The sequence below is a fragment of the Bacillus sp. 05T22 genome, from assembly GCF_056396765.1.
Map to the genome: position 1 here is coordinate 1 of NZ_JBFTMC010000060.1, position 25,633 is coordinate 25,633.

At 35.5% G+C, this 25,633-nt stretch carries 28 protein-coding genes; 18 read left to right on the forward strand and 10 right to left on the reverse strand.

Annotated features, from left to right (window positions below; all coding sequences use genetic code 11):
* A partial coding sequence (gene acnA / locus AC1DIT_RS17335; RefSeq protein ID WP_476998316.1) for an aconitate hydratase AcnA occupies window positions 1–1,394 on the forward strand: 1,394 nt, incomplete at its 5' end.
* A gap of 94 nt (window positions 1,395–1,488) precedes the next feature.
* Here the strand turns inward: acnA and AC1DIT_RS17340 are convergent.
* The 3 genes from AC1DIT_RS17340 to AC1DIT_RS17350 form a co-directional block, all read right to left on the reverse strand.
* Window positions 1,489–1,815 carry a YmzC family protein gene (locus tag AC1DIT_RS17340; RefSeq protein WP_016131798.1) on the reverse strand — a complete coding sequence of 109 codons (327 nt, stop codon included), beginning with the start codon at window positions 1,813–1,815 and terminating at the stop codon, window positions 1,489–1,491.
* 23 nt (window positions 1,816–1,838) lie between these two features.
* Window positions 1,839–2,051 (reverse strand): hypothetical protein, encoded by a 213-nt coding sequence (locus tag AC1DIT_RS17345; RefSeq protein WP_016131797.1) that lies wholly within the window; start codon window positions 2,049–2,051, stop codon window positions 1,839–1,841.
* Window positions 2,052–2,165: 114 nt separating this feature from the next.
* On the reverse strand, window positions 2,166–2,756 hold the full coding sequence (locus tag AC1DIT_RS17350) for a YjdJ family protein (RefSeq protein ID WP_016131796.1): 591 nt from the start codon (window positions 2,754–2,756) through the stop codon (window positions 2,166–2,168).
* A 199-nt stretch (window positions 2,757–2,955) separates the two neighbouring features.
* Here AC1DIT_RS17350 and AC1DIT_RS17355 point away from each other — a divergent pair, with 199 nt between their 5' ends.
* The 5 genes from AC1DIT_RS17355 to tlp all read left to right on the forward strand — a co-directional run bounded on the left by AC1DIT_RS17355 (window position 2,956) and on the right by tlp (window position 5,520).
* Window positions 2,956–3,531, forward strand: a complete 576-nt coding sequence (locus tag AC1DIT_RS17355) for a redoxin domain-containing protein (protein WP_476998317.1) — start codon at window positions 2,956–2,958, stop codon at window positions 3,529–3,531.
* A 116-nt stretch (window positions 3,532–3,647) separates the two neighbouring features.
* Entirely contained in the window at window positions 3,648–4,595 is a 948-nt protein-coding gene (locus tag AC1DIT_RS17360; protein WP_016115718.1) for a 3'-5' exonuclease, read from the forward strand.
* A 271-nt stretch (window positions 4,596–4,866) separates the two neighbouring features.
* Window positions 4,867–5,010, forward strand: coding sequence for an FbpB family small basic protein (locus tag AC1DIT_RS17365; RefSeq protein WP_077294947.1), 144 nt, complete (start codon window positions 4,867–4,869; stop codon window positions 5,008–5,010).
* A 43-nt stretch (window positions 5,011–5,053) separates the two neighbouring features.
* Window positions 5,054–5,188: an acid-soluble spore protein SspN gene (gene sspN, locus AC1DIT_RS17370; RefSeq protein WP_003199081.1), complete on the forward strand. Its 135-nt coding sequence runs from the start codon at window positions 5,054–5,056 to the stop codon at window positions 5,186–5,188.
* A 107-nt stretch (window positions 5,189–5,295) separates the two neighbouring features.
* On the forward strand, window positions 5,296–5,520 hold the full coding sequence (tlp, locus tag AC1DIT_RS17375) for a small acid-soluble spore protein Tlp (RefSeq protein ID WP_476998318.1): 225 nt from the start codon (window positions 5,296–5,298) through the stop codon (window positions 5,518–5,520).
* Between the two features lie 16 nt (window positions 5,521–5,536).
* Here tlp and AC1DIT_RS17380 read toward each other — a convergent pair whose 3' ends face one another.
* Window positions 5,537–6,829, reverse strand: a complete 1,293-nt coding sequence (locus tag AC1DIT_RS17380; protein WP_016131794.1) for a glycoside hydrolase family 18 protein — start codon at window positions 6,827–6,829, stop codon at window positions 5,537–5,539.
* Window positions 6,830–6,938: 109 nt separating this feature from the next.
* Here AC1DIT_RS17380 and AC1DIT_RS17385 point away from each other — a divergent pair, with 109 nt between their 5' ends.
* The gene (locus AC1DIT_RS17385) at window positions 6,939–7,358 is read left to right on the forward strand and encodes an acyl-CoA thioesterase (RefSeq protein ID WP_016115715.1); all 420 of its coding nucleotides are present in this window, start codon (window positions 6,939–6,941) and stop codon (window positions 7,356–7,358) included.
* 26 nt (window positions 7,359–7,384) lie between these two features.
* Here the strand turns inward: AC1DIT_RS17385 and AC1DIT_RS17390 are convergent, their stop codons facing one another.
* The gene (locus AC1DIT_RS17390; protein ID WP_016131793.1) at window positions 7,385–7,675 is read right to left on the reverse strand and encodes a HesB/YadR/YfhF family protein; all 291 of its coding nucleotides are present in this window, start codon (window positions 7,673–7,675) and stop codon (window positions 7,385–7,387) included.
* A 108-nt stretch (window positions 7,676–7,783) separates the two neighbouring features.
* A complete protein-coding gene (gene plsY / locus AC1DIT_RS17395; RefSeq protein ID WP_476998319.1) occupies window positions 7,784–8,380 on the reverse strand; it encodes a glycerol-3-phosphate 1-O-acyltransferase PlsY in 597 nt (198 codons plus the stop codon).
* A 226-nt stretch (window positions 8,381–8,606) separates the two neighbouring features.
* On the opposite strand from plsY, the gene AC1DIT_RS17400 reads away from it, so the two are divergent.
* The 8 genes from AC1DIT_RS17400 (at window position 8,607) to AC1DIT_RS17435 (ending at window position 19,909) form a co-directional block, all read left to right on the forward strand.
* Complete coding sequence (locus tag AC1DIT_RS17400) at window positions 8,607–10,463, forward strand: anaerobic ribonucleoside triphosphate reductase (RefSeq protein WP_016131791.1); 1,857 nt, start codon at window positions 8,607–8,609, stop codon at window positions 10,461–10,463.
* Entirely contained in the window at window positions 10,460–10,912 is a 453-nt protein-coding gene (nrdG, locus tag AC1DIT_RS17405; RefSeq protein ID WP_016115712.1) for an anaerobic ribonucleoside-triphosphate reductase activating protein, read from the forward strand. The genes AC1DIT_RS17400 and nrdG overlap by 4 nt, the downstream gene beginning before the upstream one ends.
* Window positions 10,913–10,930: 18 nt before the next feature.
* The gene (locus AC1DIT_RS17410; protein WP_003199064.1) at window positions 10,931–11,608 is read left to right on the forward strand and encodes a response regulator transcription factor; all 678 of its coding nucleotides are present in this window, start codon (window positions 10,931–10,933) and stop codon (window positions 11,606–11,608) included.
* Between the two features lie 712 nt (window positions 11,609–12,320).
* Window positions 12,321–13,550, forward strand: a complete 1,230-nt coding sequence (locus tag AC1DIT_RS17415) for a S1C family serine protease (RefSeq protein WP_476998320.1) — start codon at window positions 12,321–12,323, stop codon at window positions 13,548–13,550.
* A gap of 72 nt (window positions 13,551–13,622) precedes the next feature.
* Window positions 13,623–14,036 carry a CoA-binding protein gene (locus AC1DIT_RS17420; RefSeq protein WP_016115710.1) on the forward strand — a complete coding sequence of 138 codons (414 nt, stop codon included), beginning with the start codon at window positions 13,623–13,625 and terminating at the stop codon, window positions 14,034–14,036.
* A 375-nt stretch (window positions 14,037–14,411) separates the two neighbouring features.
* Window positions 14,412–16,376 carry a DNA topoisomerase IV subunit B gene (gene parE / locus AC1DIT_RS17425; RefSeq protein WP_016115709.1) on the forward strand — a complete coding sequence of 655 codons (1,965 nt, stop codon included), beginning with the start codon at window positions 14,412–14,414 and terminating at the stop codon, window positions 16,374–16,376.
* 1 nt (window position 16,377) lies between these two features.
* The gene (gene parC, locus AC1DIT_RS17430; protein WP_016115708.1) at window positions 16,378–18,801 is read left to right on the forward strand and encodes a DNA topoisomerase IV subunit A; all 2,424 of its coding nucleotides are present in this window, start codon (window positions 16,378–16,380) and stop codon (window positions 18,799–18,801) included.
* A 457-nt stretch (window positions 18,802–19,258) separates the two neighbouring features.
* Entirely contained in the window at window positions 19,259–19,909 is a 651-nt protein-coding gene (locus tag AC1DIT_RS17435; protein WP_016115707.1) for a hypothetical protein, read from the forward strand.
* 43 nt (window positions 19,910–19,952) lie between these two features.
* Here the strand turns inward: AC1DIT_RS17435 and AC1DIT_RS17440 are convergent, their stop codons facing one another.
* The 3 genes from AC1DIT_RS17440 to AC1DIT_RS17450 all read right to left on the reverse strand — a co-directional run bounded on the left by AC1DIT_RS17440 (window position 19,953) and on the right by AC1DIT_RS17450 (window position 21,401).
* The gene (locus AC1DIT_RS17440; protein WP_016115706.1) at window positions 19,953–20,303 is read right to left on the reverse strand and encodes a hypothetical protein; all 351 of its coding nucleotides are present in this window, start codon (window positions 20,301–20,303) and stop codon (window positions 19,953–19,955) included.
* Between the two features lie 235 nt (window positions 20,304–20,538).
* Window positions 20,539–20,964 carry a thioredoxin family protein gene (locus tag AC1DIT_RS17445; protein ID WP_016115705.1) on the reverse strand — a complete coding sequence of 142 codons (426 nt, stop codon included), beginning with the start codon at window positions 20,962–20,964 and terminating at the stop codon, window positions 20,539–20,541.
* Window positions 20,961–21,401, reverse strand: coding sequence for a disulfide oxidoreductase (locus AC1DIT_RS17450; RefSeq protein ID WP_016115704.1), 441 nt, complete (start codon window positions 21,399–21,401; stop codon window positions 20,961–20,963). The genes AC1DIT_RS17445 and AC1DIT_RS17450 overlap by 4 nt, the downstream gene beginning before the upstream one ends.
* 460 nt (window positions 21,402–21,861) lie before the next feature.
* Here AC1DIT_RS17450 and AC1DIT_RS17455 point away from each other — a divergent pair, with 460 nt between their 5' ends.
* Window positions 21,862–22,890: an oxidoreductase gene (locus AC1DIT_RS17455; protein ID WP_016115703.1), complete on the forward strand. Its 1,029-nt coding sequence runs from the start codon at window positions 21,862–21,864 to the stop codon at window positions 22,888–22,890.
* A 117-nt stretch (window positions 22,891–23,007) separates the two neighbouring features.
* Here AC1DIT_RS17455 and AC1DIT_RS17460 read toward each other — a convergent pair whose 3' ends face one another.
* Window positions 23,008–23,643, reverse strand: coding sequence for a TetR/AcrR family transcriptional regulator (locus AC1DIT_RS17460; RefSeq protein WP_098116703.1), 636 nt, complete (start codon window positions 23,641–23,643; stop codon window positions 23,008–23,010).
* A 137-nt stretch (window positions 23,644–23,780) separates the two neighbouring features.
* Here AC1DIT_RS17460 and AC1DIT_RS17465 point away from each other — a divergent pair, with 137 nt between their 5' ends.
* Together AC1DIT_RS17465 and AC1DIT_RS17470 are read left to right on the forward strand one after the other, a co-directional pair.
* A complete protein-coding gene (locus AC1DIT_RS17465) occupies window positions 23,781–24,674 on the forward strand; it encodes an ABC transporter ATP-binding protein (RefSeq protein WP_016115701.1) in 894 nt (297 codons plus the stop codon).
* Complete coding sequence (locus AC1DIT_RS17470) at window positions 24,667–25,473, forward strand: ABC transporter permease subunit (protein WP_016115700.1); 807 nt, start codon at window positions 24,667–24,669, stop codon at window positions 25,471–25,473. Before AC1DIT_RS17465 ends, AC1DIT_RS17470 begins: the two co-directional genes overlap by 8 nt.
* Window positions 25,474–25,633: the final 160 nt, after the last annotated feature.

Sequence of the window (25,633 nt, forward strand, 5' to 3'; positions counted from 1 at the left end):
GTACAAATACATCTAACCCATATGTATTAATTGGTGCAGGCTTAGTTGCGAAAAAAGCAATTGAAAAAGGACTTAAAGTACCTGGTTATGTAAAAACATCATTAGCACCAGGATCTAAAGTAGTAACGGAATACTTAGATAAATCAGGCCTAACAACTTATTTAGATCAATTAGGATTCCAAACAGTTGGTTACGGATGTACAACTTGTATCGGTAACTCTGGCCCATTAGAACTAGAATTAGAAGAAGCAATTGCGGCAAATGACCTATTAGTAACATCTGTTCTATCTGGTAACCGTAACTTTGAAGGTCGTATTCATCCGCTTGTAAAAGCGAACTACTTAGCATCACCACCACTTGTTGTGGCGTATGCACTTGCTGGTACAGTCGATATCGACTTGAAAAATGATGCAATCGGTAAAGATGCAAACGGTAACCCGATTTACTTTAACGACATTTGGCCATCAGCTAAAGAAATTGAAGAAGTGGTTCAAAGCGTCGTAACGTCTGAATTGTTCAAAAAAGAATATGCACAAGTATTTAACAGCAATGAACGCTGGAATGAAATCCAAACTTCAAATGAAGCGTTATATACTTGGGATAATGACTCAACATACATTCAAAATCCACCGTTCTTTGAAGGATTATCAAAAGAACCAGGTGAAGTAGAAACCCTTTCAGGTTTACGCGTAGTTGGTAAATTTGGTGACTCTGTAACAACAGACCATATTTCACCAGCAGGTTCAATTGGTAAACATACACCAGCAGGCCGCTATTTATTAGAAAATGGCGTACAGCCAGTTGACTTTAACTCTTATGGTTCTCGCCGTGGTAATCATGAAGTTATGATGCGTGGTACATTCGCAAATATCCGTATCAAAAACCAAATCGCACCAGGAACAGAAGGTGGATATACAACTTACTGGCCAACTGGTGAAGTAACATCTATCTATGATGCTGCGATGAAATATAAAGAAGATGGCACTGGACTTCTTGTAGTTGCTGGTAAAGATTACGGTATGGGAAGCTCTCGTGACTGGGCTGCGAAAGGTACAAACCTTTTAGGAATTAAAGCAGTTATCGCAGAAAGTTTCGAACGTATTCACCGTAGTAACTTAGTACTAATGGGTGTATTACCATTACAATTTAAAGATGGCGAAAGTACAGAAACATTAGGTCTTGTTGGTAACGAATCATTTGAAATTCAAATTGATAAAACAGTTAAGCCACGTGACCTTGTAAAAGTAGTTGCAATTGACCCAGAAGGAAACGAAAAACAATTTGAAGTAATAGCACGTTTCGACAGTGAAGTTGAGATTGACTACTATCGCCACGGTGGTATCCTGCAAATGGTTCTTCGTGAGAAAGTTGAAGAATCTAAGGTGTCAAACTAAGTAAAATGTTGTAGTAAACGAGAAAAGTAAATATTTTCAATCAAAATGAGGAAGCTGACTGATGTTAGCTTCCTCATTTTATGGGCAATTATCTTTATTCTGGTTTATTGAGCTTGTATTCGTATGTAGAATAGTTTTCGGTATTAAATTCTTTTACTAATATAATCTTATTTGTGTCCGGATCATATTTGAAAATTTTGATAGTATGTCTATCACCACTTGTAGGATCATCTTCTTGTAAAGCAAATGTATTTTCTGCAATTTGTGTCATATTATTAGTTGGTACATCCATTCTTGGAGTGTCGTGATTTGTAGAGACTTCAACAACCTTCCCTCTGTCAAAAAATATAAGGACTAAAATTAAGATGACAAAACATATGCGCATATAGCGTAGTTCTTTACTAATTGGATGCTCTCCCATAGCATTCGTCCTTTCTATGATTATTATGAACTAGAGATTGTTGTAATGGAGTAAAAGCTAATAATGCCAAGTGTAGTGAATAAAATAAACGATATCAAAGCYGTATAAATGCAAACACGGCCGATTTTTCTTCTTTCAGGATCTTTACTAAATAGGGATATAATCCATCCGATAATACCAATAGGATAGAATATGAAACTGAAAATATAGAGAATAGCTTTTTCAAATGAGTGCATAAGAACCCTCCTTATTTCAAATGAAGGTATTTGAAATAAACAATAGAAAGTAGTGGTAAAATAACAAAAATAAAAGTCACAGGATGGATGAGTAATCGCAGCAGGAGTATCACCTCATGTATTTAAATTTTTACGAAAACGTATTTGAGTGAAAATTTTAGAAACGATTAGTCCGATTATATAAAGAAAGCTTAGAATAAAAATTGTGCTAGAGATAGGCGATTTTTGCGAAGCGTATAACAACCTATCAATATAATAAATTTGATTTACATCTGTAATTGATTTTGGTGAAAAGACTAAATATTTCTCCCAATTCTTTTCCACAGCAATTATCGCACCTGTAGAATGTGTGACAAGTAATGTGTAAAGAAAAATAGGAAGAACAATCATGAGTTGTAAACCGATTAATCCTGTTTTATGTTTTCTCCAGTATAACCAGCGAATTATCATAATTCCTATTAAATAGACAATGGATAATACAAAAATTGTAGTAAAAACTGGATTATACTTAAAGGCATACAACAGTTTGTCAATTTCATAAATTTGATTGGAGCCTTCTGCTGTTTGGGGAGTGAAGACGATATGTTGTTTCCAGTCCTCTGAAATACTTAAGTAGCTAGCAGTCCAGCTTGTAATAAACAATGAGAAAAATAAAATGGGGAGAATGATAACATATTGTAACCAATGTAAAACGGTTTTATTCATAAATAATGACGCCCTTTCCAAATTATAACTATTTTTATTATATGATAAAAAGAAGTGATTTTCATTTTTATTAAGAATATTCTATTTATTTTGAAGGAGAATATTTCCAAGCTTGTCCGTATAAGCTAAAATAAAGTATAAATACTATTGTTATTTTTAAGTGATATATAAAATGAGATAAGCGATAAGGATGATGTATATGTGGCGAAAGCTTACCATTGTTGTAGTGTTGCTTTGTTTAGCGAGCTATGCAGTTTATGAACAGCTCGGAAAGAATGAGAAACAAGTAAGGGAAGAACCAGTGAAAAGCGAAGCGGCGATGAAAGAAGTCATTGCAAAAAATGGGATTGAAGTAGGCAAGATTGCACCGGATTTTGAGTTATCAAAATTAGATGGCACAAAAGTAAAATTATCGGATTTTAAGGGGAAGAAAGTTATTTTAAATTTCTGGGCAACGTGGTGTGGACCTTGTCAGCAGGAAATGCCGGATATGGAAGCTTTCTATAAGAAGCATAAAGATGATGTAGAAATCCTTGCTGTAAATTATACGGTTTCTGAACGTGCTAACGGAGAAGAAAAAGTGAAAAAGTTTGCAGAAGAGARGGGATTGACATTTCCTATTTTACTTGATAAAGATATAAATGTTACAACAATGTATAAAGTAATTACCATTCCAACTTCTTATTTTGTGGATACAAAAGGTGTGATTCAAGATAAATTTATCGGACCGATGACACAAAAAGAAATGGAGAAGAGAATTGCGAAAATAAAATAATGAAAGAGGACAGAATTGACTATTTGTCATTTCTGTCTTTTCTTTTTCATTAAGCAGCTTGTTCGTGATATGATGAAAGAAATTTCATCGAAAATAATGATTGGGGAGCGTATATTGTGGGGAATTTACCATTGACAGGAGACTATGTTGTTATTGATTTTGAAACGACAGGATTTAACCCTTATAATGATCGAATAATTCAAGTGGCAGCGGTTCGGTATCGTAATCATGAGCTGGTAGATCAATTTGTTTCTTTTGTAAATCCAGAGCGATTTATTCCTAATCGAATTACGAGTTTAACAGGAATTACAAATTATCGCGTTTCGGATGCTCCAACGATTCAGGAAGTTTTGCCGTTATTTTTAGCGTTTTTAGGAGAAGATACCATTGTTGCTCATAATGCTTCGTTTGATATGCGTTTTTTAAAGAGTAATGCAAATATGCTTAGATTGCCAGAACCTAAAAATATAGTAATTGATACCGTCTTTTTAGCGAAAAGATATATGAAACATGCCCCGAACCATAAGTTAGAAACTTTAAAAAGAATGCTCGGAATTCGTTTAAGTTCTCATAATGCACTTGACGACTGTATCACATGTGCAGCTGTGTATCAAAAATGTGCTGCTATTCAAGAAGAAGGACAAAAGAAAACAAAAAAAGAAACGGTTGAAGAAGACGAAGTGTACACACTAATAAAAGAAATGCTTGTAAAGCATAATCGCGATATAGAATGGATTCGCAATGTGAGTGTTGGAAGTTATCTAGATATAAAGGCTTTTTATCCGATTATAAGGGTGAAGGTAAAAGGGCGAAAAAAATATGTTTTAACTGAAAAGACAGAACAAGACATATTAGGAATATATCCTACTTTAAAATGTGAGCCGGCTTTAAAAAGTGAAATAGGGACAACTAGAATTATGATTGAAAGCATAGAGGACTTCACAAAGTTAGAAAATTATATTTTAGAGAGTTATGATGCAGTCATGCAAGCGCTGAATGAGTACAAAGAAATGAAAGATAATGCGGATGAAGAAATTAAAAAGTATTTAAGTATAACGAAATGATAAAGTGAAACTTTAATCAGTGGGGGAATTCTTCATCTCCTACTTAAGTTGTTTCATTTTGCTGAATTTTGAGAGGATATTACTTGTTTGTAAATAGCAGGATAAAATGTTTGGGAATCCATTAGTTGTTTAAGAACAGCTAATGGATTTTTTTGTTAACAAAAGACTTTTCTTTGACAAAACATAAAATTTTCTTGCAAATCTGATTAAAGAGTTTTTCATTTGCTTATACTAACTATAGTAAGAAAGAGAAGGAGAAAGGATGAGCAGCATGAGAAGAAATCGTCGAAGAACATTTAAAGAACTTGTGAAGGAAAATAAGCGGCAACTACTAAACGATCGTGATGCAATTGAACGGATTGAGGAACGAATCGAGAAGCGTTATGAAATGCAACTTTTTAAGCAGGCTGAATAATTCTTATCACTAGTATGATACTAGTGATAAGGAGGCGATAAGAATGGGAAATCCAAAGAAGAATTCCAAAGATTTTACACCAGATCATATTGGAACACAGTCGAAAAAAGCCGGTGGAAACAAAGGGAAGCAAATGCAAGACCAAACAGGGAAACAACCAATTGTTGATAACGGTTAAAGAAAAGGAGAATGTTTTCATTCTCCTTTTTTTTATGTGCATACATAATCTAATTCGTTTTTGGAAAACTAACATGGTATGTATATTTCAACTAGGAGGGAATTCATATGACAGAGCAATATAAAGCGAATCCAGATGACAGAAGTGATAATGTAGAAAAACTACAAGAAATGGTACAAAATACGATTKATAACTTTAATGAGGCAAAAGAAACTGCAGAGGTTTCGAATGAAAAAGATCGCGCTGCAATTGAAGCGAAAAATCAACGCCGTTTAGAAAGTATTGATTCATTGAAAAGTGAAATAAAAGATGAATCTGAATATGATGCGTAAAAAAGGCTGACAGTTGTCAGCCTTTTTTTGTAATCGAGAAATTTTCCACAAGTAAACGCCAATTTTGCGGGAAAGGAAGCCCGATTTTCCAATAGCTAATCCCGCGAATGCCTTGTTCTTTTATTAAATTAAATTTACTCTGAACAGACCTGGCATCTTCAAACCATACTTCATGCTGTACACCATTTTCATCAAAGTAATTAAAGTGTGGTGCTTGTGCTGTAAAATCATAACGAATTGGAACATTATATTTACGGGCAAGTGCAACGGCTGCGACAGAGCTAATGGCTTTTGCTGGTGGATTTCCTTCTTTAAAGGGAAGCTTCCAGTCGAAGCCATATAAATTTTGTCCCATCATAATTTTTCGCGGAGGCATTTGAGATTTTGCATATTGAATTACCTGTTTCACGGGACCGATAGGAGATATAGCCATCGGTGGTCCTCCTTGCCATCCCCAGTCATATGTCATAATCACGACAAAATCAACAATTTCCCCCTGGGCTTTGTAATCGTGTGCTTCGAAAAATTTTCCTTTTTGCTTCGAACTTGTTTTTGGGACAAGTGTGGTGCTTAACGTATATCCTTCAGGTAGTCGTGTTTTTACATTTCGTAAAAATCGGTTATATGCTTCGCGATCTTCGGGTGCAACATTTTCAAAGTCAAAATGAATATCACGCATATTATATTTTTTAGCTGTTTGGAGGATATTTGTAATGAATTTATTTTGAATAGTAGCGTTTCTTAGAAGAACAGAGGCTAATTCAGCGCTAAAATTTCCATTTTCAATATTTGTAATAACGAGCATTGGGATTGTTTGACCTTGCACTGCAATTTGAGCAATTTTTGCGGTTTCAGTCGGCTCTTTTAACGTTCCATCGCGCAATGCTTCAAAGCTAAAGTAGGCTAAATATGTGAGATAAGGATTGATGGCCCGCGTAGCATTCACTAAACTTTCTTTAATTGGAATAGTAGAAGGTTGTAAGTAGGCAATAGATTCTATCGTTCGTTTAGAGCCATTTGGTACATATAGTTGTTGACCAACATGAAGAATGGACTTTAATGATAGATTGTTAACTTTTGCTAAGCTAGCAAGAGGAACGTTATATGTTTGAGAAATTCGATAAAGACTGTCTCCGGGCTGTACATAATAATTATTACCTCTCGTATTTACAATTAGTGCCTGACCGACAACAAGTGTCTCAGCTGGATTGAGTCCGTTGTCTTTTACAATTTCTTCGGGTGTAGTGCCATATTTTGACGCTAAGCTATATACGCTATCACCACTACGAACGGTTACAATTTGAATCATATATTCGCTCCTTTCAGTAAAAAGATCCACCGTTTCTATTTTATTTTTGATTTCACTGTATTATGATTAAATGTATGTAAGGAAACAGAAGTGAGAAGGAGATAAAGATATGTTTGTAGCAGAACACGAAATCGAGATCCGCTATGCGGAAACAGATCAAATGGGCGTTGTTTACCATTCAAATTATTTAGTATGGCTTGAATTAGGGCGTACAAAATTGATACAAGAATTAGGATTTTCATATATTGAAATGGAGAAAGAAGGAGTTATTTCTCCCGTATTAGATTTGCAAATTTCATATCGGAAAGCAATGCGTTATGGAGAAAAGGCAATCGTGAAAGCATGGATTGATTCAGTTAGTCCCCTTCGTGTTATATATGGATATGAAATTTATAACGGTGATGGAGATCTTTGTATTACAGCTACAACAACAAATATTTGTGCGAAAAAAGAAGGGTTTCGTCCTGTGTCCTTTAAGAAATTATATCCAGAGTGGTATGCGAAATATGAGGAAATTAAGAAAAAATAAAAAAGCGTGGCAAAAGCCACGTTTTTTTATTTTTCGTAATTAAATTGAGGGAAGTCATCACCGTCGTTAAAGGTAACGGATAAGTCATGTCCATCAAAGAACCATTCATCATCACCTTCAACGAAGAAAGTAATGCCGTCTTCTTGAGTTTGAACAGCAGGATGTGCAGGATCGTCTTTACGGATTCCTAAAGAAAGTCCTTTTTGAACAGTACTGCAACCGCCATATTGTACGAAAAAGCGAAGTGTATCGCCAGATTGTAAGTTTAATTCATCTTTATACCAATTTACTGCTTCTTTTGTTACGGAAAGATTCATGTATAGTTCCTCCAAGTTATGTTGCTTTTTCTTTAGTATAAAAAATAACGCAAAAAGACGCTATTAATATGCTTTGCGTTTTCTTTTTGCGTTATGTGGGTCACAACCTTACTTTTGTTTCTTTGTCAAATTTGCTTTTGGTTCAGTTTTATTTATAATTCGTCCAATATTTGCACGGTGTCTATAAATAACCATACCAGCTAATAAACACATCGCAACAATGAAGATTTTATCCCCGTCAATAATTGATGCGATAACAGCTACGATAGCTGTTACCATAGAAGAAAGCGATACGTATCTCGTTGTAAATAGAAGGGTGAAAAAGATAACAGCTAATATTGCAAAAAYAACTGGYGMATAGCATAAGAGYACTCCAGCAGAAGTTGCAACTGCTTTTCCGCCGCGGAATTTTGCAAAGATTGGGTATACATGTCCAAGAACTGCAGCTAATCCAAACCAAAGGGGATGGATATCTAAGGCGAAAATTAACGGCAGAGCTGTCGCTAACGTTCCCTTTAAAATGTCAGCAATTGTAACGATAAAACCTGCTTTTTTCCCTAGCGTCCGAAATGTATTCGTTCCTCCTAAATTACCGCTACCATGCTCGCGAATGTCGATTCCGTAACCAATTTTTCCAACAACAAGTGCAGATGGAATCGAGCCAAGTAAATAGGCAACGATAAATAAAAGATATGTAATAAGCATGAGTTCAGTCTCCTTTATTCAAATGTGTTGATAAAGGGTAAAAAGAGTTTTTCCCATATATTGTACCATACATTTGTAAAGAGCACATTTCTTTTTTGTAAATGAAAAATTCAAAGTTTCTTAAAAAAACTTTCACAAGAATGTTACATTTCTCACAGACTCACCAGAACTATATGTTGTATCATTTTGTTAGTGAATAAACAAGATGTTGTTGGGGGTTTGAAAAATGATGAAACAAAGTGCGCGTGGAGAAGAATTAGTGAAGATGTTTGAAACAATAGTCCACGGGAATGAGCAAGATTTAATACAAGAAAATGCAAATGTTGATGGACGGTCTCCTATGGGAATGATGGGAACATTCGCATCTGAGAGCGCAAAATATTATGCAACGGAACAGTTGCTTTCTGAACAAGTGAAAAAAGCAATCAATCAAAATATATTATACCCACATGATTTAGATTTTTATGCGACAGGTACGACAACGTGTTCGCAAATTCCTTTAGCGCAAATGCTTGAGAAAGGATTTCATACTGGGCATGGACATATGAGACAACCACAAGATATTAAAAGTGCATTGGCACTTTCTTCGATTATTTTCCAAGCGAATCAAAACATGCAGCATGGTGGTCAATCATTTGCGTTATTTGATATTGATTTAGCACCGTATGTAAGAAAAACATTTGAGAGAAATAAGAAAAGATTAGGGACGTATCCGTTAACAAAAGAGCAAGTAGAAGAGTTTGCATGGAAAGAAACAGAGAATGATACGTATCAAGCTTGTGAAGCTTTTATCCATAATTCCAATAGCATGCATAGTAGAGGCGGTGGGCAAGTTCCGTTTATTTCTATTAACTACGGAACGGACACGTCGAAAGAAGGAAGATTGTTAATTAAACAATTATTACGAGCGACGCAAGCTGGATTAGGAAAAGGGGAAACACCTATTTTCCCAATTCAAATCTTTAAACTAAAAAAAGGTGTGAATTTTGAAGAAAGTGATCCGAACTATGATTTATTTGAATTGGCGTTAGAGACGACAGCAAAACGATTATTCCCCAATTTTTCATTTTTAGATGCACCATTTAATGCAGTGCATTATGATGGGCGTCCAGAAAGCGAAGTATGTTATATGGGTTGTCGTACTCGTGTTATGTCCAATATTCATGGGGAAGAGACTGCAATTGGAAGAGGGAATTTATCGTTTACTTCTATTAATTTAGTGAAACTAGCGTTGATTAGTGGCTCGAAAGAAGCATTTTTTGAAGCTTTAAATTATTATATCGATCTTGGTATTCGTCAACTACTAGAACGATTTGCTTACCAATGTACGAAAAAGGCAAGAGATTTTCACTTTTTATATTCACAAGGAGTATGGCGGGGCGGAGAAAATTTGCACCCTGAAGATTCTGTCGCTGAAATTTTAAAGCAAGGAACATTAAGTATCGGATTTATTGGTCTTGCAGAATGTTTAGTTGCTTTAAAAGGAAAACATCATGGAGAAGACAAAGATTCATGGAATCTTGGACAGGAAATTGTTGCCTTTATGAGACAGAAAATGGATGTGGCAACGGAAGAACATCAATTGAATTTCTCTTTAATTGCAACGCCTGCAGAAGGACTGTCGGGAAAATTTGTTAGAAAAGATCGAGACGAATTTGGGGTTATTAGCGGTGTAACAAATCATAACTACTATACGAATTCATTTCACATTCCGGTTTATTACAACATTCAAGCGATAGACAAAATCCGTTTAGAAGGACCGTTTCATGCGCTTTGTAATGGTGGACATATTACGTATATTGAATTAGATGGGGCCGCGGTTCATAATCAAAAAGCATTAAAACAAATCGTGCAGGCTATGGCGCAATATGGAGTTGGCTATGGATCAATTAATCACCCAGTAGATCGTTGCAAATGCTGCGGCTATCATGGTGTCATTGGAAATGAATGTCCAAGCTGTGGAAACGAAGACGAGAATCAAATAGAAAGAATCCGTCGCATTACGGGATATCTTGTAGGTGATATGTCCAAATGGAATAGTGCAAAGCGCAGTGAAGAAGAGGATCGGGTGAAACATAAATGAGAGTAATGAATATTATTCATGATAGTGTAGTAGATGGGGAAGGATTGCGGACAGTTGTGTTTTTTGCGGGCTGTCCGCATCGTTGTTTAGGATGCCATAATCCTAAGTCATGGAATATTTGTAATGGAACTGAAATGACCGTAGAAGAAATTGTGAAAGAGATTGCCAAAAATCCGCTTACTGATGTAACATTTTCAGGTGGAGATCCATTTTTTCAGGCTGCGGAAGTGAAGAAAGTAGCAAATGCGGTGAAAACTTTGAAAAAAAACTTATGGATTTACACTGGTTATACATTAGAAGAGATACAGAGTTCTCAAAATAATGATATGATAGAGTTGTTACAGTATGGGGATGTTCTGGTCGATGGAAGGTTTGAACTTGAAAAAAGAGACTTAACACTTCCATTTCGCGGAAGCTCCAATCAACGTATTATTCGATTGAAAGAGTAAAAAGGCGGGATAGGTCAGATGAACAAAACAGTATTACTTGTTGAAGACGAAAGAAGACTACGCGAAATTGTTAGTGATTATTTTCGCAATGAAGGTTTTGAAGTGATAGAAGCTGAAGATGGAAAACAAGCATTAGAATTATTTGCTGAACATACAATTGATTTAATTATGTTAGACATCATGTTGCCAGAGATAGATGGTTGGTCTGTTTGTCGTCGCATTCGAAAAGAGTCAGCGGTACCAATTATTATGCTTACAGCACGTTCTGATGAAGATGACACATTGTTAGGTTTTGAACTTGGGGCTGATGAATATGTAACAAAGCCTTTTAGTCCAAAAGTACTAGTAGCTAGGGCGAAAACTTTATTAAAACGTGCTGATGGGGCAGTAGGAGTTGCAGAAGAGAATGCACTTTCTATGGCTGGAATCGATGTGAATCGTCTTTCGCGCACGGTATCGGTAAACGGAGAAGAAATTATATTAACGCATAAAGAATTTGAACTTCTTGTTTATTTAATGGAGAATAAAGGAATCGTATTATCACGCCAACATTTATTAGATCAACTTTGGGGATATGATTATTATGGTGATGATCGTACTGTAGATACACATATAAAAAAGTTGCGGAATAAGTTAGGTGACAAAGCAAAACATATCGGGACTGTCATTCGAGTTGGATATAAGTTTGAGGAATAGTTTTTAAATACTATGTAATAGAAAAAACGATAGAAAAGATTTCTTTTTTGGTTGGAAGAGAGAATCCGCCCATGGATAGAAGCGGTCAGTGCCTTTTTTAGCCCCAGGCCAAGTGAAAACAGAGGGGGAAAACGAGTGGAGATCTCTTTTTATTTTCATAGTCGCGAGTAGTAAAATGGTGTGAAATCAATATATAGTGGAGAACTGATAGAAAAGCTTTCCTTTTTGGTTGGAAGAGAGAATCCGCCCATGGGTAGAAGGGTTCAATGCTTTTTTAGCCCCATGCCGAGTGAAAACAGAGGGAGAAAACGAGTGGAGATCTCTTTTTATTTTCATAGTCGCGAGTAGTAAAATGGTGTGAAATCAATATATAGTGGAGAACTGATAGAAAAGATTTCTTTTTTGGTTGGAAGAGAGAAAATCCGCCCATGGATAGAAGCGGTCAGTGCCTTTTTTAGCCCCAGGCCAAGTGAAAACAGAAGGAGAAAATGAGTGGAGGTCTCTTTTTGTTTTTCGTAGCAGCAACTTATATGTTGAAAATATAGTACATTTACACTCTCTTTTGTAGATGAAAATGTACAAATTACAGATTTTTTGTCTACAATAATGAAAAAAAGTATTTTTTTAATTGGATTTCACGATGAGTTCACAAGAAGGACACAAAATGTGACTATACTGAAAATACGAATTCAGCAGAGAGGGGATATCAATTATGGGATATTATGACGGACCAAATATGAATGAAGAGCATAGTGAAACGAGAGAAGTAAAAAAATCAGGTAGTAAAAAAGGGTACTTTTTTACAGGTCTAGTTGGAGCAGTTATCGGAGCTGTTTCCATTAGTTTTGCAGCACCGTATATGCCATGGACAAATGGAAATGGGACGGCATTAACTTCTAATTCAAAAGTAGAGGGAACTGTGGTTCCTGTTGTAAATAAAGTAAAGGGTGAAACAGATTTACCTGGTATGATTGAAGGGGCGAAAGAAGTAGTTGTAGGTGTTATCAATATGCAACAGAACATAGATCCATTTGCAATGGAGCAAGCAGGGCAGGAACAAAAAGCTGGAACAGGATCTGGTGTAATTTATAAAAAAGTTGGGAATAAAGCGCTCATTGTAACAAATAATCACGTAGTAGACGGAGCAAACAAACTGGYAGTAAAACTAAGTGATGGTAAAACAGTGGATGCAAAATTAGTTGGGAAAGATCCATGGTTAGATCTAGCAGTTGTAGAGATTGATGGATCTAATATTAATAAAATAGCAACACTTGGTGACTCCAGTAAAATTCGCGCTGGTGAATCAGCAATTGCGATTGGGAATCCATTAGGTTTTGACGGTAGTGTAACAGAAGGAATCATTAGTAGTAAAGAACGCGAAATCCCAGTTGATATTAATGGTGACAAACGCGCAGATTGGCAAGCGCAAGTTATTCAAACAGATGCAGCGATTAACCCTGGGAACAGTGGGGGTGCTTTATTTAATCAAAACGGTGAAGTTATCGGTATTAATTCTAGTAAAATTGCACAACAAGAAGTAGAAGGAATTGGCTTTGCTATTCCAATTAATGTAGCAAAACCAGTGCTGGAATCCCTTGAAAAAGATGGAACGGTAAAACGTCCAGCGATGGGAGTAGGAGTCGCATCTCTTGAAGAGATACAACCGTATGCAGTAGATCAATTAAAGTTACCAAAAGATGTTAGAAGTGGCGTTATTTTAAGTAAGATTTATTCCGTTTCACCAGCTGAAAAAGCGGGACTTGAGCAATATGATGTTGTTGTAGCGTTAGATGGACAAAAAATTGAAAATGCGCTTCAATTCCGTAAATATTTGTATGAAAAGAAAAAAGTAGGCGACAAAATTGAAGTTACGTTCTATCGAAATGGTGAAAAAATGACAAAAACAGCTACACTAGCAGATAACTCAGCTGCTACGAATTAATAAAGAAAGTCTCTTTCGTATTGAAAGAGACTTTCTTTATCGGCTATACTAAAAGAATAGGAGGGAGTTAATATGACAATTGAAAACCCAACTCGTACGGAAATTGGTGAAGTATTAAAAAATAGTAAAACAATTGCGGTTGTTGGATTATCTAACAAACCAGAACGTACATCATATATGGTTTCAAAAGCAATGCAGGATGCAGGGTATCGTATTATCCCGGTAAATCCAGCCGTAGATGAAGTGCTGGGGGAAAAAGCTGTTCCGTCATTAAAAGACATTAAGGTGCATGTTGATATAGTAAATGTATTCCGTCGTTCCGAATTTTTAATGGACGTTGCAAAGGAATTTGTGGAGATTGATGCGGATGTTTTTTGGGCACAATTAGGAGTACAAGATGAAGATACATATAAATTTTTAAAGGAAAAGGGCTATACTGTTATTATGGATCGTTGTATAAAAGTAGAACATGCAATGACGAGGTAGTATAGACATTGTAAACGAAAGATCGATTCAGCTCGGGGTAATACTTGAAGACTGGGTAGATGAACGAGGTGTTCATCATGAGATTTTTTAAAGGCTGTTTTTGGGGATTGCTACTTGTTATCCCATTTTGGATAATTGTCATTTGGTTAATTGCCAAATGGTGGAGTGTGTAATTGGAATGCATATCCATTTTTCGTTGACAAACGATTATTTTTCTGAAATAGTAGCCTAGAGGAATCCTTGTGAAAAAACAAGGATTTTTCTATTGAAAATAGTATATAAAAGACATAACATAACTTGCCAAAAGGATGGTTAAGGCGTTATTCTATAATAGAAACATATGTTCTGACTTTGATTAGGAAAGGGGCAAGGAGTTTGGCGAAGCATCAATTTCAATATAACGAAGATGCAATTCAAGTGCTTGAAGGTCTTGAAGCCGTTCGAAAACGCCCGGGTATGTATATCGGGAGCACGGACAGCCGTGGGTTGCATCATTTAGTATACGAAATAGTAGATAACTCCGTTGATGAAGCATTAGCGGGATTTGGCGACGAAATTTCTGTCGTAATACATAAAGATAATAGTATTAGTGTTATTGATAAAGGGCGCGGGATGCCTACGGGAATGCATAAACTTGGAAAACCTACACCTGAAGTGATTTTAACTGTACTTCATGCAGGGGGGAAGTTTGGACAAGGAGGTTATAAAACGAGTGGCGGTTTACACGGTGTTGGTGCATCTGTTGTAAATGCATTATCAGAATGGCTCGTTGTAACCATTAAACGCGATGGGTATATATATGAACAACGTTTTGAAAATGGTGGTGTTCCTGCAACGACACTAGAGAAAATTGGAAAAACAAAACAATTTGGAACAACGATGCATTTTAAACCAGATCCATCAATTTTCAGTACAACAAATTATAATTATGAAACGTTATGTGAGAGATTACGTGAATCTGCATTTCTGTTAAAAGGTATGAAAATCACTATAAGAGATGAACGAAATGATTTAGAAGATGTTTTTCATTATGAAACAGGAATTGAAGCATTTGTTTCTTACTTAAACGAAGAAAAGGACTCTATACATCCAGTTGTTTACTTCGCTGGTGAACAAAATGGGATTGAAGCAGAACTTGCATTTCAATTTAACGATGGCTATTCAGAAAACATTCTTTCATTCGTAAACAATGTACGTACGAGAGATGGAGGGACACATGAGGCAGGATTTAAAACAGCGATGACACGTGTSTTYAATGAGTATGCTCGTAAAGTCTCTTTGCTAAAAGAAAAAGATAAGAACCTAGAAGGTACAGATATTCGCGAAGGATTAGCGGCGATTGTTTCTGTACGTGTACCGGAGGATTTATTGCAATTTGAAGGTCAAACAAAAGGTAAGCTTGGTACAAGTGAAGGACGTTCATCTGTCGATGCAATTGTTTCGGAACATTTAGCATACTTTTTAGAAGAAAATCCAGATGTAGCAACACTTCTTGTGAAAAAAGCAATTAAAGCAGCACAAGCCCGTGAAGCAGCACGTAAGGCTAGAGAAGAAGCTCGTACTGGTAAAAAGAAAAAACGTTCAGAAGGAACGTTGAGTGGGAAGTTAACACCTGCGCAATCACGTAATCCACAGAAGAACGAACTATACTTAGTAGAGGGTGACTCTGCTGGTGGCTCTGCAAAGCAAGGGCGTGATCGCCGTTTCCAAGCTGTCTTGCCACTGCGAGGTAAAGTAATTAACACGGAAAAGGCAAAGCTAGCAGATATTTTCAAGAATGAAGAAATTAACACGATTATTTATGCAATTGGTGGCGGCGTTGGAAATGAATTTGCTGTCGAGGATATCAACTATGATAAAGTTGTCATTATGACTGATGCTGATACAGATGGTGCACATATTCAAGTGTTACTACTTACGTTTTTCTACCGTTATATGAAGCCACTAATTGAAGCTGGTAAAGTATTTATTGCTCTTCCACCTTTATACAAAGTAAGTAAAGGAAAAGGAAAAAGCGAAGTTATTGAATATGCATGGTCAGATGAAGAATTAGATGGCGTAACAAAAAAGGTCGGTAAAGGATATATGTTGCAGCGTTATAAAGGTCTTGGTGAAATGAACGCGGATCAGTTGTGGGAAACAACAATGAATCCCGAAACCCGTACGCTAATTCGTGTGAAAATAGATGATGCAGCTAGAGCAGAGCGCCGCGTAACAACATTGATGGGTGACAAAGTAGAGCCACGTCGGAAATGGATTGAGCGTAATGTACAGTTTGGTATGCAAGAGGAAGGTAATATTTTAGAAAATGAAATGATTATGGAGACGGAGGTGGAATAACATGCAGGCAGAGAAGTTTCATGACCTCCCGCTTGAAGACGTGTTAGGTGACCGCTTTGCACGTTATAGTAAATATATTATTCAAGATCGCGCGCTACCAGATGCGCGTGATGGTTTAAAACCAGTACAACGTCGAATTTTATATTCAATGTATGTAGAAGGAAACGTACATGATAAAGCGTTTCGTAAATCAGCGAAAACAGTCGGTAACGTTATTGGTAACTACCATCCACACGGTGATTCTTCTGTGTACGAGGCGATGGTACGTTTAAGTCAAACTTGGAAAGTGCGTAATGTTTTAGTTGAGATGCACGGAAATAACGGTAGTGTTGATGGTGATCCGGCAGCGGCAATGCGTTATACAGAAGCACGTTTGTCACCAATCGCATCTGAATTATTACGTGATCTCGATAAAGAAACAGTAGAATTTGTGTCAAACTTTGACGATACAAGTGAAGAGCCTGTCGTACTGCCAGCAATGTTCCCGAATTTATTGGTAAACGGTTCAACAGGGATTTCAGCTGGATATGCAACAGAAATTCCACCGCATCACCTTGGAGAAGTAATTGATGCAACAATGATGCGTATCGATAAGCCGAATAGTTCCGTAGATGACTTATTAACAGTTATAAAAGGACCTGATTTCCCAACAGGTGGCATTATTCAAGGGCTTGATGGAATTAAAAAAGCATATGAAACAGGAAAAGGGAAAATCATCATTCGTGGAAAAGCGGAAGTTGAAACGATTCGCGGTGGCAAACAGCAAATTGTCATTACAGAAATTCCATACGAAGTCAATAAAGCAAACCTTGTAAAGAAAATGGATGAACTACGTCTAGATAAAAAGCTAGATGGAATTGCGGAAGTACGTGATGAGACAGATCGTACAGGTCTTCGTATTGTTGTGGAACTAAAAAAAGAAGCAAACGCAGAAGGTATTTTAAATTACTTATATAAAAATACTGATTTACAAGTTCCATATAACTTCAATATGGTGGCTATAAATAATCGTCGTCCAACATTAATGACGTTACCCAAGATTTTAGATGCGTACATTGGGCATCAAAAAGAAGTTGTTACACGTCGTTCAGAATATGAGTTGCGAAAAGCTGAAAATCGTCAACATATTGTGGCAGGTTTAATGAAAGCATTATCGATTTTAGATGAGGTAATTGAAACAATTCGAGCATCTAAAGATAAGCGTAATGCAAAAGATAATTTAAGTGCAAAGTTTGGATTCACAGAAGCGCAGGCAGAAGCAATTGTATCCTTGCAACTGTATCGTTTAACAAATACAGATATTACAGCACTAGAAAAAGAAGCGGAAGARCTAGAGAAGAAAATTACAGAATTACAAGCGATTTTACAAAGTGAGAAAAGGCTTCTTCAGGTCATTAAAGCAGATCTAAAGAGAGTAAAGAAAACGTATAGCGATAATCGCCGTGCTGTTATTGAAGAAGAAATTGAAGAAATTAAAATTGATGTGGAAGTTATGATTCCACAGGAAGATGTCATCGTTACTGTAACGAAAGAAGGTTATGTGAAGCGAACCGGTTGGCGCTCACATAATGCATCGAATGGGAAAGACTTCGGTATGAAAGAGGGCGACATCTTACTCGAGCGTTTCGATACAAATACAACAGAAATAGTTCTCTTATTTACGAATAAAGGAAATTATATTTATCTTCCAGTATACGAAATGCCAGACATTCGTTGGAAAGATTTAGGGCAGCATGTGGCAAATATCGTTTCACTTGATAGGGACGAGACATTAATTTGGGCAACCGTTGTACCGAATTTCGAGGAAGAAAAGCGATTTATTGTGTTTGTTACACGAAATGGTATGATTAAGAAAACGGAATTAAATCAGTATAAAGTTCAGCGCTATTCAAGAGCGTTTGTAGCCGTAAACTTGAAAAAAGATGATGAAGTTGTCGATATCTTCGCAACAGATGGAACAAGTGATATTGTTCTTGCAACACATGGTGCATATGCACTTATTTTTAATGAAGAAGAAGTAAGCCCAGTTGGTGTAAGAGCAGCTGGGGTAAAAGGGATTAATTTAAAAGAAGATGATTATGTTGCTTCTGGTAGACCGTTAAATAGTGAAAAAGATCAATTGATTCTCGTAACGCAGCGCGGTGCAGTTAAGCGATTAAAAGCTTCCCAAATTGAGAAATCAACAAGGGCGAAGCGAGGCCTGGTTATCTTCAAAGAGTTAAAACGTAATCCGTACCGCATTGTCGGTATTGAAATTGTTCGTGATGATGAACTTGTTTATATGAAAACAGAAAAACAGATTGTAGAAGAAATAGATCCGAAAGCATTTCGTAATAAAGACCGGTATAGTAACGGTAGTTTAGTACTAGATGTTACTGATACGGGTGAAGTGGTTGAGACGTGGACGAAGAAACGGATAGAATGAATAAGCGATAATAAAAATTCCAATTAAATATACTCATTTTATTAGTGAAAACCATGTTCTATATTATATAGAGCATGGTTTTTTTTGAAATATTGGAAGCTTTAAGCTTATTACTATTCTAATGAATTTTAGGATTTATCCCGTATTAACGGACAGTATCACTCTCACGTCAAATTTCAGTGAAAGCAAAGAAGTGAGAGATGAACTGTCCGTAAAGGTCCGATTAGTTCAACTAACCATCAGTAGGGGATGAAGAAACCCACCATTCATGGAAGTTTTACCTTATAAAATTCCTGTTGTACAAAATAAGTATCTTTACATAAATTTTCTCAATATAGAATTACATAAATTTTTGAATTTAATATTTAAAAATTCAAACTATTAATTTACAATAACTTAAGAACTATGGAACAGTAACAAATGTATGAACTATATTCTATAATAAAGGAGTCCATAAATGAAAAAAGTATATTCCTTTTTAATGACTGTATCTGTATGTATATTTATATCTGCTTGTTCCAATCAAACAAATTCTGAAAAAGAGGTAGAATCTGATAATAAAAAAGCTCCAATAGCTGAAACTAATGTAAAAGCTAAGCCTTATACAGAACCATTAACACAAGTAGGACAAGAAGCAAAGCATCCACTTGGAACAGTGATTCTAAAGCAATTAAGTGAGCCTAATACAATGATAGAAGCAGGGTCTCTTCATATTCAAGTAGAAAGAATTAAGGTAATTCAGAGTACAGAAGTAAGTGAAATTGGGAAATACAACTTAAAAGAACGAGGACTAGGTACAGAGCAAATGAATGCAATACAATTTACAACCACTTTAGAAAATACTTCAGATCAAGTACTTGATTTGGAACAAGGGCCTTTTAAAACACTTGTTTTAAGTAATGGTGAACAAGTAGATGTATATAAAATGAATGCGGATCCAAAAAGTCGAAGCTTAAATGCGAAGGAAAAAATGAAGTTTACACTTATCTGTTTCTTATCTCAAGCTCCAAATGATGTTAAATCCGTAAAAGTAATTACTGATGCGGTACGAGATCAGCAAACAAAAAATGAAGTGAGCACAGTAACTACTACTGAGATTACTATGTAAAAAAGAAAACAGCCTGATGAGGCTGTTTTCTTGTGTTTTCCAATTAAAAAGCGCAGTATCCAACAACTGGTTTGGATGAACCAGTTTTAATGAAATAGTCAGGAGCAAAGCCTTGATCTAACTCACCACCATAGCCATTATCATCTACAAAATCCCAAACCTTACTTCCCATATAAGATTCGCCATTCACATAGCAATATAACCAAAGTTGAGTGCCATCTGGAATGTTTGATTCAGTCCGTGTGCCATTTATTGTTGGAGTTGTGCGAAGATCAAGCCCAGAACCTGTTTTTTGTACCGGATAAAAAGCAGCTTCCGTTACCGATTGACTTGCAAATAAAACCGAACCTGCTACTGCTACTGAAGCAATTGATAATGCAACTTTTTTAAACATACGTGTTACCTCCTAATAAATTATATTTTATTGCAGATGGGGAATCCCCCTCATACCTATCAAATAAAAATCATCCTTTATTCAAGATTGGTAAGCATGAGGGAGAGCCCCTTTACTCCCCTATAAATTAATAGAATGTATGGTTAAAAATAAAAAATAAAGCTAATGTTTGTTTCTTTATCAATACTCTAGTTATGAGCTTGAAAAAATAGCGTTTTTGGTAAAATAAAAACGCTTATTTGTTGTTTTCAAACCATGTTTGAAACGTTTGTAAAGACTGTTCGCCTAATATACGATTCATTTCCTTTCCATCTTTGTAAGAAATAATTGTAGGTGTTCCTTTTATCTGAAACATATCCCAACCTTGTTTATATTCTTCTAGATTCAAAACTTGCATATCAATATTCATATTTTTTGTCATAGGAACTACAATTGGTGAAATCCTTTGGCAATGCGGACAGGTCGTTTTGTAGAAATAAACTATTTTTGTTTTGTGATTTGATAGATCTTGTTGCAATTGTTCGGGGGTAATTTGATTTTTATAATAATTTACCTTCTCAGTACTTATGGTTTTTTCACTTTTTGTTCCTTTATTGGTTAGAACAAAAACAAGTGTAAATATTGATAAAATAGTAATAATGAAAAAAAGCATTTTTTTCATATACTGTTTCTCTCCTTGCTTATTTTCATAAGAATAAAGCCACAAATAATAATAAGAAGAAAGGCTATTAGAGCGAGAAATGGGATTGTAATAAATCCGAACCAATCTAAATAATCCCCTGTGCAAGGTATTCTTCCACATGATGTTCCGTTTTCAGATAAAAATGGGATTTTTTGAAGGGAATAGTGATAGGCAGCTATACATGCGCCAATGATAGCGAGAATCAAACTATAAATCCCAATTCTATAATCTTTCCGAATAATAGCTGTTCCTAGTAAAAGAACTAGTGGATACATGAGAATACGTTGATACCAGCATAATGTACAGGGCTCATATTTCATTATTTCAGACAGATACAAACTCCCGAGGGTTGCAATAAAGGAAATCGACCAGCTACTAAACAATATGTATTCTAGTTTTTTTTCTGTATTGTTCATGACTTCACCCTTCCTTTTTTAGAGATGGAAATAATGAAATAAATCCTCTAAGAAAATAGAAGATAAAAAATAAATTTTAAAAATAGTTAGCTCAAGAGTTATTATAAATTATGTTTTTGTTTTGTATATTGAGAAAATTTTAATTTTATAAAATCTTATAGAAGAATAAAGTGAGATGAATTGAAAGTGGGCGTATACTTTTTTGGGGAATGCCTATGCCTATCAAGCAAATGTTTTATAGTACTCTCAAAACGAAAATTTCTTCTCTACAGTCATTTATAAGAATTCAGCTTGTCTTGTTATTTAAGTAACGGCTAATAATCAGTGGGGTATGAAGAAATCCCCACTGATTAAAGCTTTACTTTATTTTTACCGATCTAAGAATGAGCAAATGGTTATGTAAATAAAATAAAACTTGATATAATAACTATGAAATCGTTCTCAAATGTGGAGGGAATATATGAAAAAAATAGGAGTAGGGATTGTAGGATTTGGATTTTCTAGTACAACATTTCACATCCCTTTATTACAAACGATAGATGAATTTGATATTCGTGCGATAGTATCTTCGAAAGAAGAGGTAGTGAAACAAGCATTACCAACTGCGCAGGTAGTTCATACGGTTGGAGAATTAGTAAAGAGAGACGATATTGATCTTGTTGTTATTACGTCACCAAATACAACGCATTTTCCATTTGTAAAAGAAGCTATTGTACATGGCAAACATGTCGTTGTAGAAAAACCGTTTGTTGTTTCAGTTGAAGAAGGAGAAGAGCTTATTACATTGGCGAAAAAGCATGATGTAATTGTTAGTGTGTATCATAACCGTCGTTTTGATAATGATTTTTTAACAATAAAGAAATTAATTGAGGAAAAACAAATTGGAAATGTGTGTACATATGAAGCTCATTTTGATCGCTTCCGTCCTCATGTACGTGATCGCTGGCGTGAAAAGAACTTACCAGGATCGGGGATTTTATACGATCTAGGATCGCATTTAATTGACCAGGCATTACATTTATTCGGAAAACCAGATGCTGTTAGTGCGGATATAGTAAAGCAACGACCTGGGGCAGAAACGGATGATTATTTCCATATTGTACTTTACTATGGAATCAAGCGTGTCATTTTACATAGTAGTAGTTATGTGAAACATGCAGGTCCTCATTTTAGTGTTCATGGGGATAAAGGCTCAATTGTTAAATATGGTATGGATTCACAAGAAGACCAATTAAAAGCTGGTATGAAGCCAGGTGACATAGGATATGGAGAAGATAGTGAAAGTAATTTTGCTGTTTTAGAAACAGAAGAAGAAGTAAAGCATATTCCAACAGAAGTGGGATGCTATGAAATATATTATAAAGGAATTCGAGATAGTATAGTAAATGTTGTGCAACCTCCTGTAACAGCTGAAGAGGGTTTACAGGTGATTCAACTTATTCAATTGGCAATTGAAAGTAGTGAAACAGGTAGAGTTATCTCGCTATAAGTTAAAAAGACACGATTTCGTGTCTTTTTTTATGGATTTTAGGATTGGAATATATATTTTTGTTGTGGGATATAATTTTTCTCTTCGAATGAAATATAAACAATTCAAATTATTAATCTAATTTTCCCGAGTGACATTTTCAGGGTTGGAAAGCCCATAAAAAAACATCGTAACGATATCTTTTATATGTTTTTCACGATCGTCCTCCAAGAGTTGTACACCGTAATCTTCGCCGAACTTACTAAACATTTGAATGTATAGTAATATCATTTCTTTTGAAAGATGGGGATTAATTTCATTTTTACGTTGTGCATTTTCTAATATCTCTAAAAACCAAGGCAGGACTGTTTCATTTTGGTAACGATATATAAATTCGCGAAGCTCTGGATCTTTTTGGATTACTTGCAACAGCATGTCAGGGTGAAATAAACTACCACTTTCCATTTTACGTCGGATCATCTTATGCAACATCTCTTGGAACGGCATATTTTCAGCTGCTATCTCTTGATAGAATTGAAACTCAGTTGTCGCGAATTCTTGAATAAGTTCTCGGAAAAGCGCATCTTTACTACCAAAATGATTATAAATGGTAACTTGAGATACTTTTGCTTTTTTTGCGATGTCCTCTATTTTTATTTCATTAAATCCACGCTCTGAAAATAATGATAACGCAGCGTCTTTAATGGCGCGTTTTTTCTTTTCTTTTACTTTTTCAAAACCGTTCAATACAATCACCTCATTTAAAATATACAAGAAAGTAGAGATGAAAACAATAAATTTGAAATATGAACATAAAAATATTTCAAAAAGTTGTTGCCAATTTAAATAGAGAAGAGTACAATAATTTTGAAATATAAAACATAAAATATTTCAAAAAATGAGGTGGAATAATGATTTCAGTCCAAAATGTAACAAAAAAATTTCCAAATGGAAAAGGGTTATTTGATATTACCTTTCAAGTAAAAGAAGGTGAAGTTTTTGGTTATCTAGGACCAAATGGTGCAGGAAAATCAACAACGATTCGTAATTTAATGGGATTTATAAAGCCAACTGCTGGTCATGCAGAAATTTTCGGTCTAGACTGCTGGAACGAAGCTGCAAAAATTCAAAGGGAAGTTGGTTATTTACCAGGGGAAATTTCCTTTATAGAAGGAATGAACGGATTAGAATTTTTAAAACTTATGCAAGGTATGCGCGGATTGAAAGATGTAAAGAGACGTGATGAGCTTATTGAAAGATTACAATTTGATGTGAAAACACCAATTCGGAAAATGTCTAAAGGGATGAAACAAAAAGTAGGAATTGTAGCTGCATTTATGCATGATCCAGAAGTGTTAATTCTGGATGAACCAACGTCAGGATTAGATCCACTCATGCAGCAAACTTTTATTGATTTAATACTAGAGGAAAAACAAAAAGGAAAGACAATCCTCATGTCATCCCATATTTTTACAGAAATTGAACGGACATGTGACCGGGTAGCCATTATTAAGGAGGGGCGCCTTGTAACGGTGGAAAATATTCATGATTTACAAGGCATGAGAAGACAGGTAATGGATGTAACGGTTTCATCTCAAGTGGAAATGCGTTCTTTACAAAAGGAAAATTTACAATTTGAAGCGGTGAAGGGGAATACAGCGTCCGTTATTGTACAGGGGAATTATCAGGAAGTATTACAAACGCTTGCTAGGTATAATGTGAAAGCACTTCAAACAAGAGCGATGGATTTAGAACATTTATTTATGCATTATTATGATGCGAAGGAGGGTGTGAAACATGAATAAACAGCTGTTTTTAGCTAGCTTTAAAGAAAATCAAAAAAGCATATGGAGTTATTCAATTGGTGCGGCTCTTTATTTGTGGTTATTAATTTGGATATTTCCATCGCTCGTATCTGCGAAAGGATTAAATGAAATGATAGATGCTATGCCAGATAGTGTGAAAAAGATTGTTGGTATGGAAAATTCGATTCAAAATGTAAGYGATTTTTTAGCAGGTGAATACTATAGCATGTTGTTTATTATTATATTGACAATTTTTAGTGTAACGGTTGCAACACATGTAATGGCTCGTTATGTAGATAAAGGGGCGATGGCTTATTTGTTGACAACACCTGTATCTCGAGTGAAAATTGCAATAACACAAGGGGTAGTTCTTATTCTAGGATTGCTGATTATTATACTTGCGACGTATGGAGCTGGTGTATTAGGAGCAGAGTGGCTCTTGAAAGATAACAATTTAAATCAAGAAGTATTCTTCAAAATGAATTTAGTTGGGGGGCTGTTGTTTTTCGTAGTCAGTGCCTATTCATTTTTATTCTCTTGTATATGTAACGATGAAAGAAAAGCTCTTAGTCTTTCTGCCAGTGTTACAATTTTGTTTTATTTACTAGATATGGTAGGGAAATTAAGTGATAAGCTAGAATGGATGAGAAATATATCATTATTTACGTTGTTTCGTCCAAAAGAAATTGTGGCAGGGACATGTAACATATGGCCGGTAAGTATTGGATTAACTTTTGGTGCGATTTGTATCTTTGTAGTAGCGATTGTATTGTTCAAAAAGAGAGATTTACCGCTATAGATAAAGTGAAACTTTAATCAGTGGGGGGTTTCTTCATCCCCCACTGATTATTAGTTGAACGAATCGGGCTTTTACGGGCAGTTTATCTCCCACCTAACTTCTTTGCTTTCGCCGAATTTTGAGGTGGGAGTATTACTGCCCGTTAATGCGGGATAAATAG

Bases quoted from the DNA above. Each gene is read 5' to 3' on its own strand.
- AC1DIT_RS17340 (WP_016131798.1), bottom strand. From the start codon at position 1,815: ATGGGAGAGCATCCAATTAGTAAAGAACTACGCTATATGCGCATATGT.
- AC1DIT_RS17350 (WP_016131796.1), bottom strand. From the start codon at position 2,756: ATGAATAAAACCGTTTTACATTGGTTACAATATGTTATCATTCTCCCC.
- AC1DIT_RS17365 (WP_077294947.1), top strand. From the start codon at position 4,867: ATGAGAAGAAATCGTCGAAGAACATTTAAAGAACTTGTGAAGGAAAAT.
- sspN (WP_003199081.1), top strand. From the start codon at position 5,054: ATGGGAAATCCAAAGAAGAATTCCAAAGATTTTACACCAGATCATATT.
- AC1DIT_RS17380 (WP_016131794.1), bottom strand. From the start codon at position 6,829: ATGATTCAAATTGTAACCGTTCGTAGTGGTGATAGCGTATATAGCTTA.
- AC1DIT_RS17385 (WP_016115715.1), top strand. From the start codon at position 6,939: ATGTTTGTAGCAGAACACGAAATCGAGATCCGCTATGCGGAAACAGAT.
- AC1DIT_RS17390 (WP_016131793.1), bottom strand. From the start codon at position 7,675: ATGAATCTTTCCGTAACAAAAGAAGCAGTAAATTGGTATAAAGATGAA.
- AC1DIT_RS17400 (WP_016131791.1), top strand. From the start codon at position 8,607: ATGATGAAACAAAGTGCGCGTGGAGAAGAATTAGTGAAGATGTTTGAA.
- nrdG (WP_016115712.1), top strand. From the start codon at position 10,460: ATGAGAGTAATGAATATTATTCATGATAGTGTAGTAGATGGGGAAGGA.
- AC1DIT_RS17410 (WP_003199064.1), top strand. From the start codon at position 10,931: ATGAACAAAACAGTATTACTTGTTGAAGACGAAAGAAGACTACGCGAA.
- AC1DIT_RS17420 (WP_016115710.1), top strand. From the start codon at position 13,623: ATGACAATTGAAAACCCAACTCGTACGGAAATTGGTGAAGTATTAAAA.
- AC1DIT_RS17435 (WP_016115707.1), top strand. From the start codon at position 19,259: ATGAAAAAAGTATATTCCTTTTTAATGACTGTATCTGTATGTATATTT.
- AC1DIT_RS17440 (WP_016115706.1), bottom strand. From the start codon at position 20,303: ATGTTTAAAAAAGTTGCATTATCAATTGCTTCAGTAGCAGTAGCAGGT.
- AC1DIT_RS17445 (WP_016115705.1), bottom strand. From the start codon at position 20,964: ATGAAAAAAATGCTTTTTTTCATTATTACTATTTTATCAATATTTACA.
- AC1DIT_RS17450 (WP_016115704.1), bottom strand. From the start codon at position 21,401: ATGAACAATACAGAAAAAAAACTAGAATACATATTGTTTAGTAGCTGG.
- AC1DIT_RS17455 (WP_016115703.1), top strand. From the start codon at position 21,862: ATGAAAAAAATAGGAGTAGGGATTGTAGGATTTGGATTTTCTAGTACA.
- AC1DIT_RS17465 (WP_016115701.1), top strand. From the start codon at position 23,781: ATGATTTCAGTCCAAAATGTAACAAAAAAATTTCCAAATGGAAAAGGG.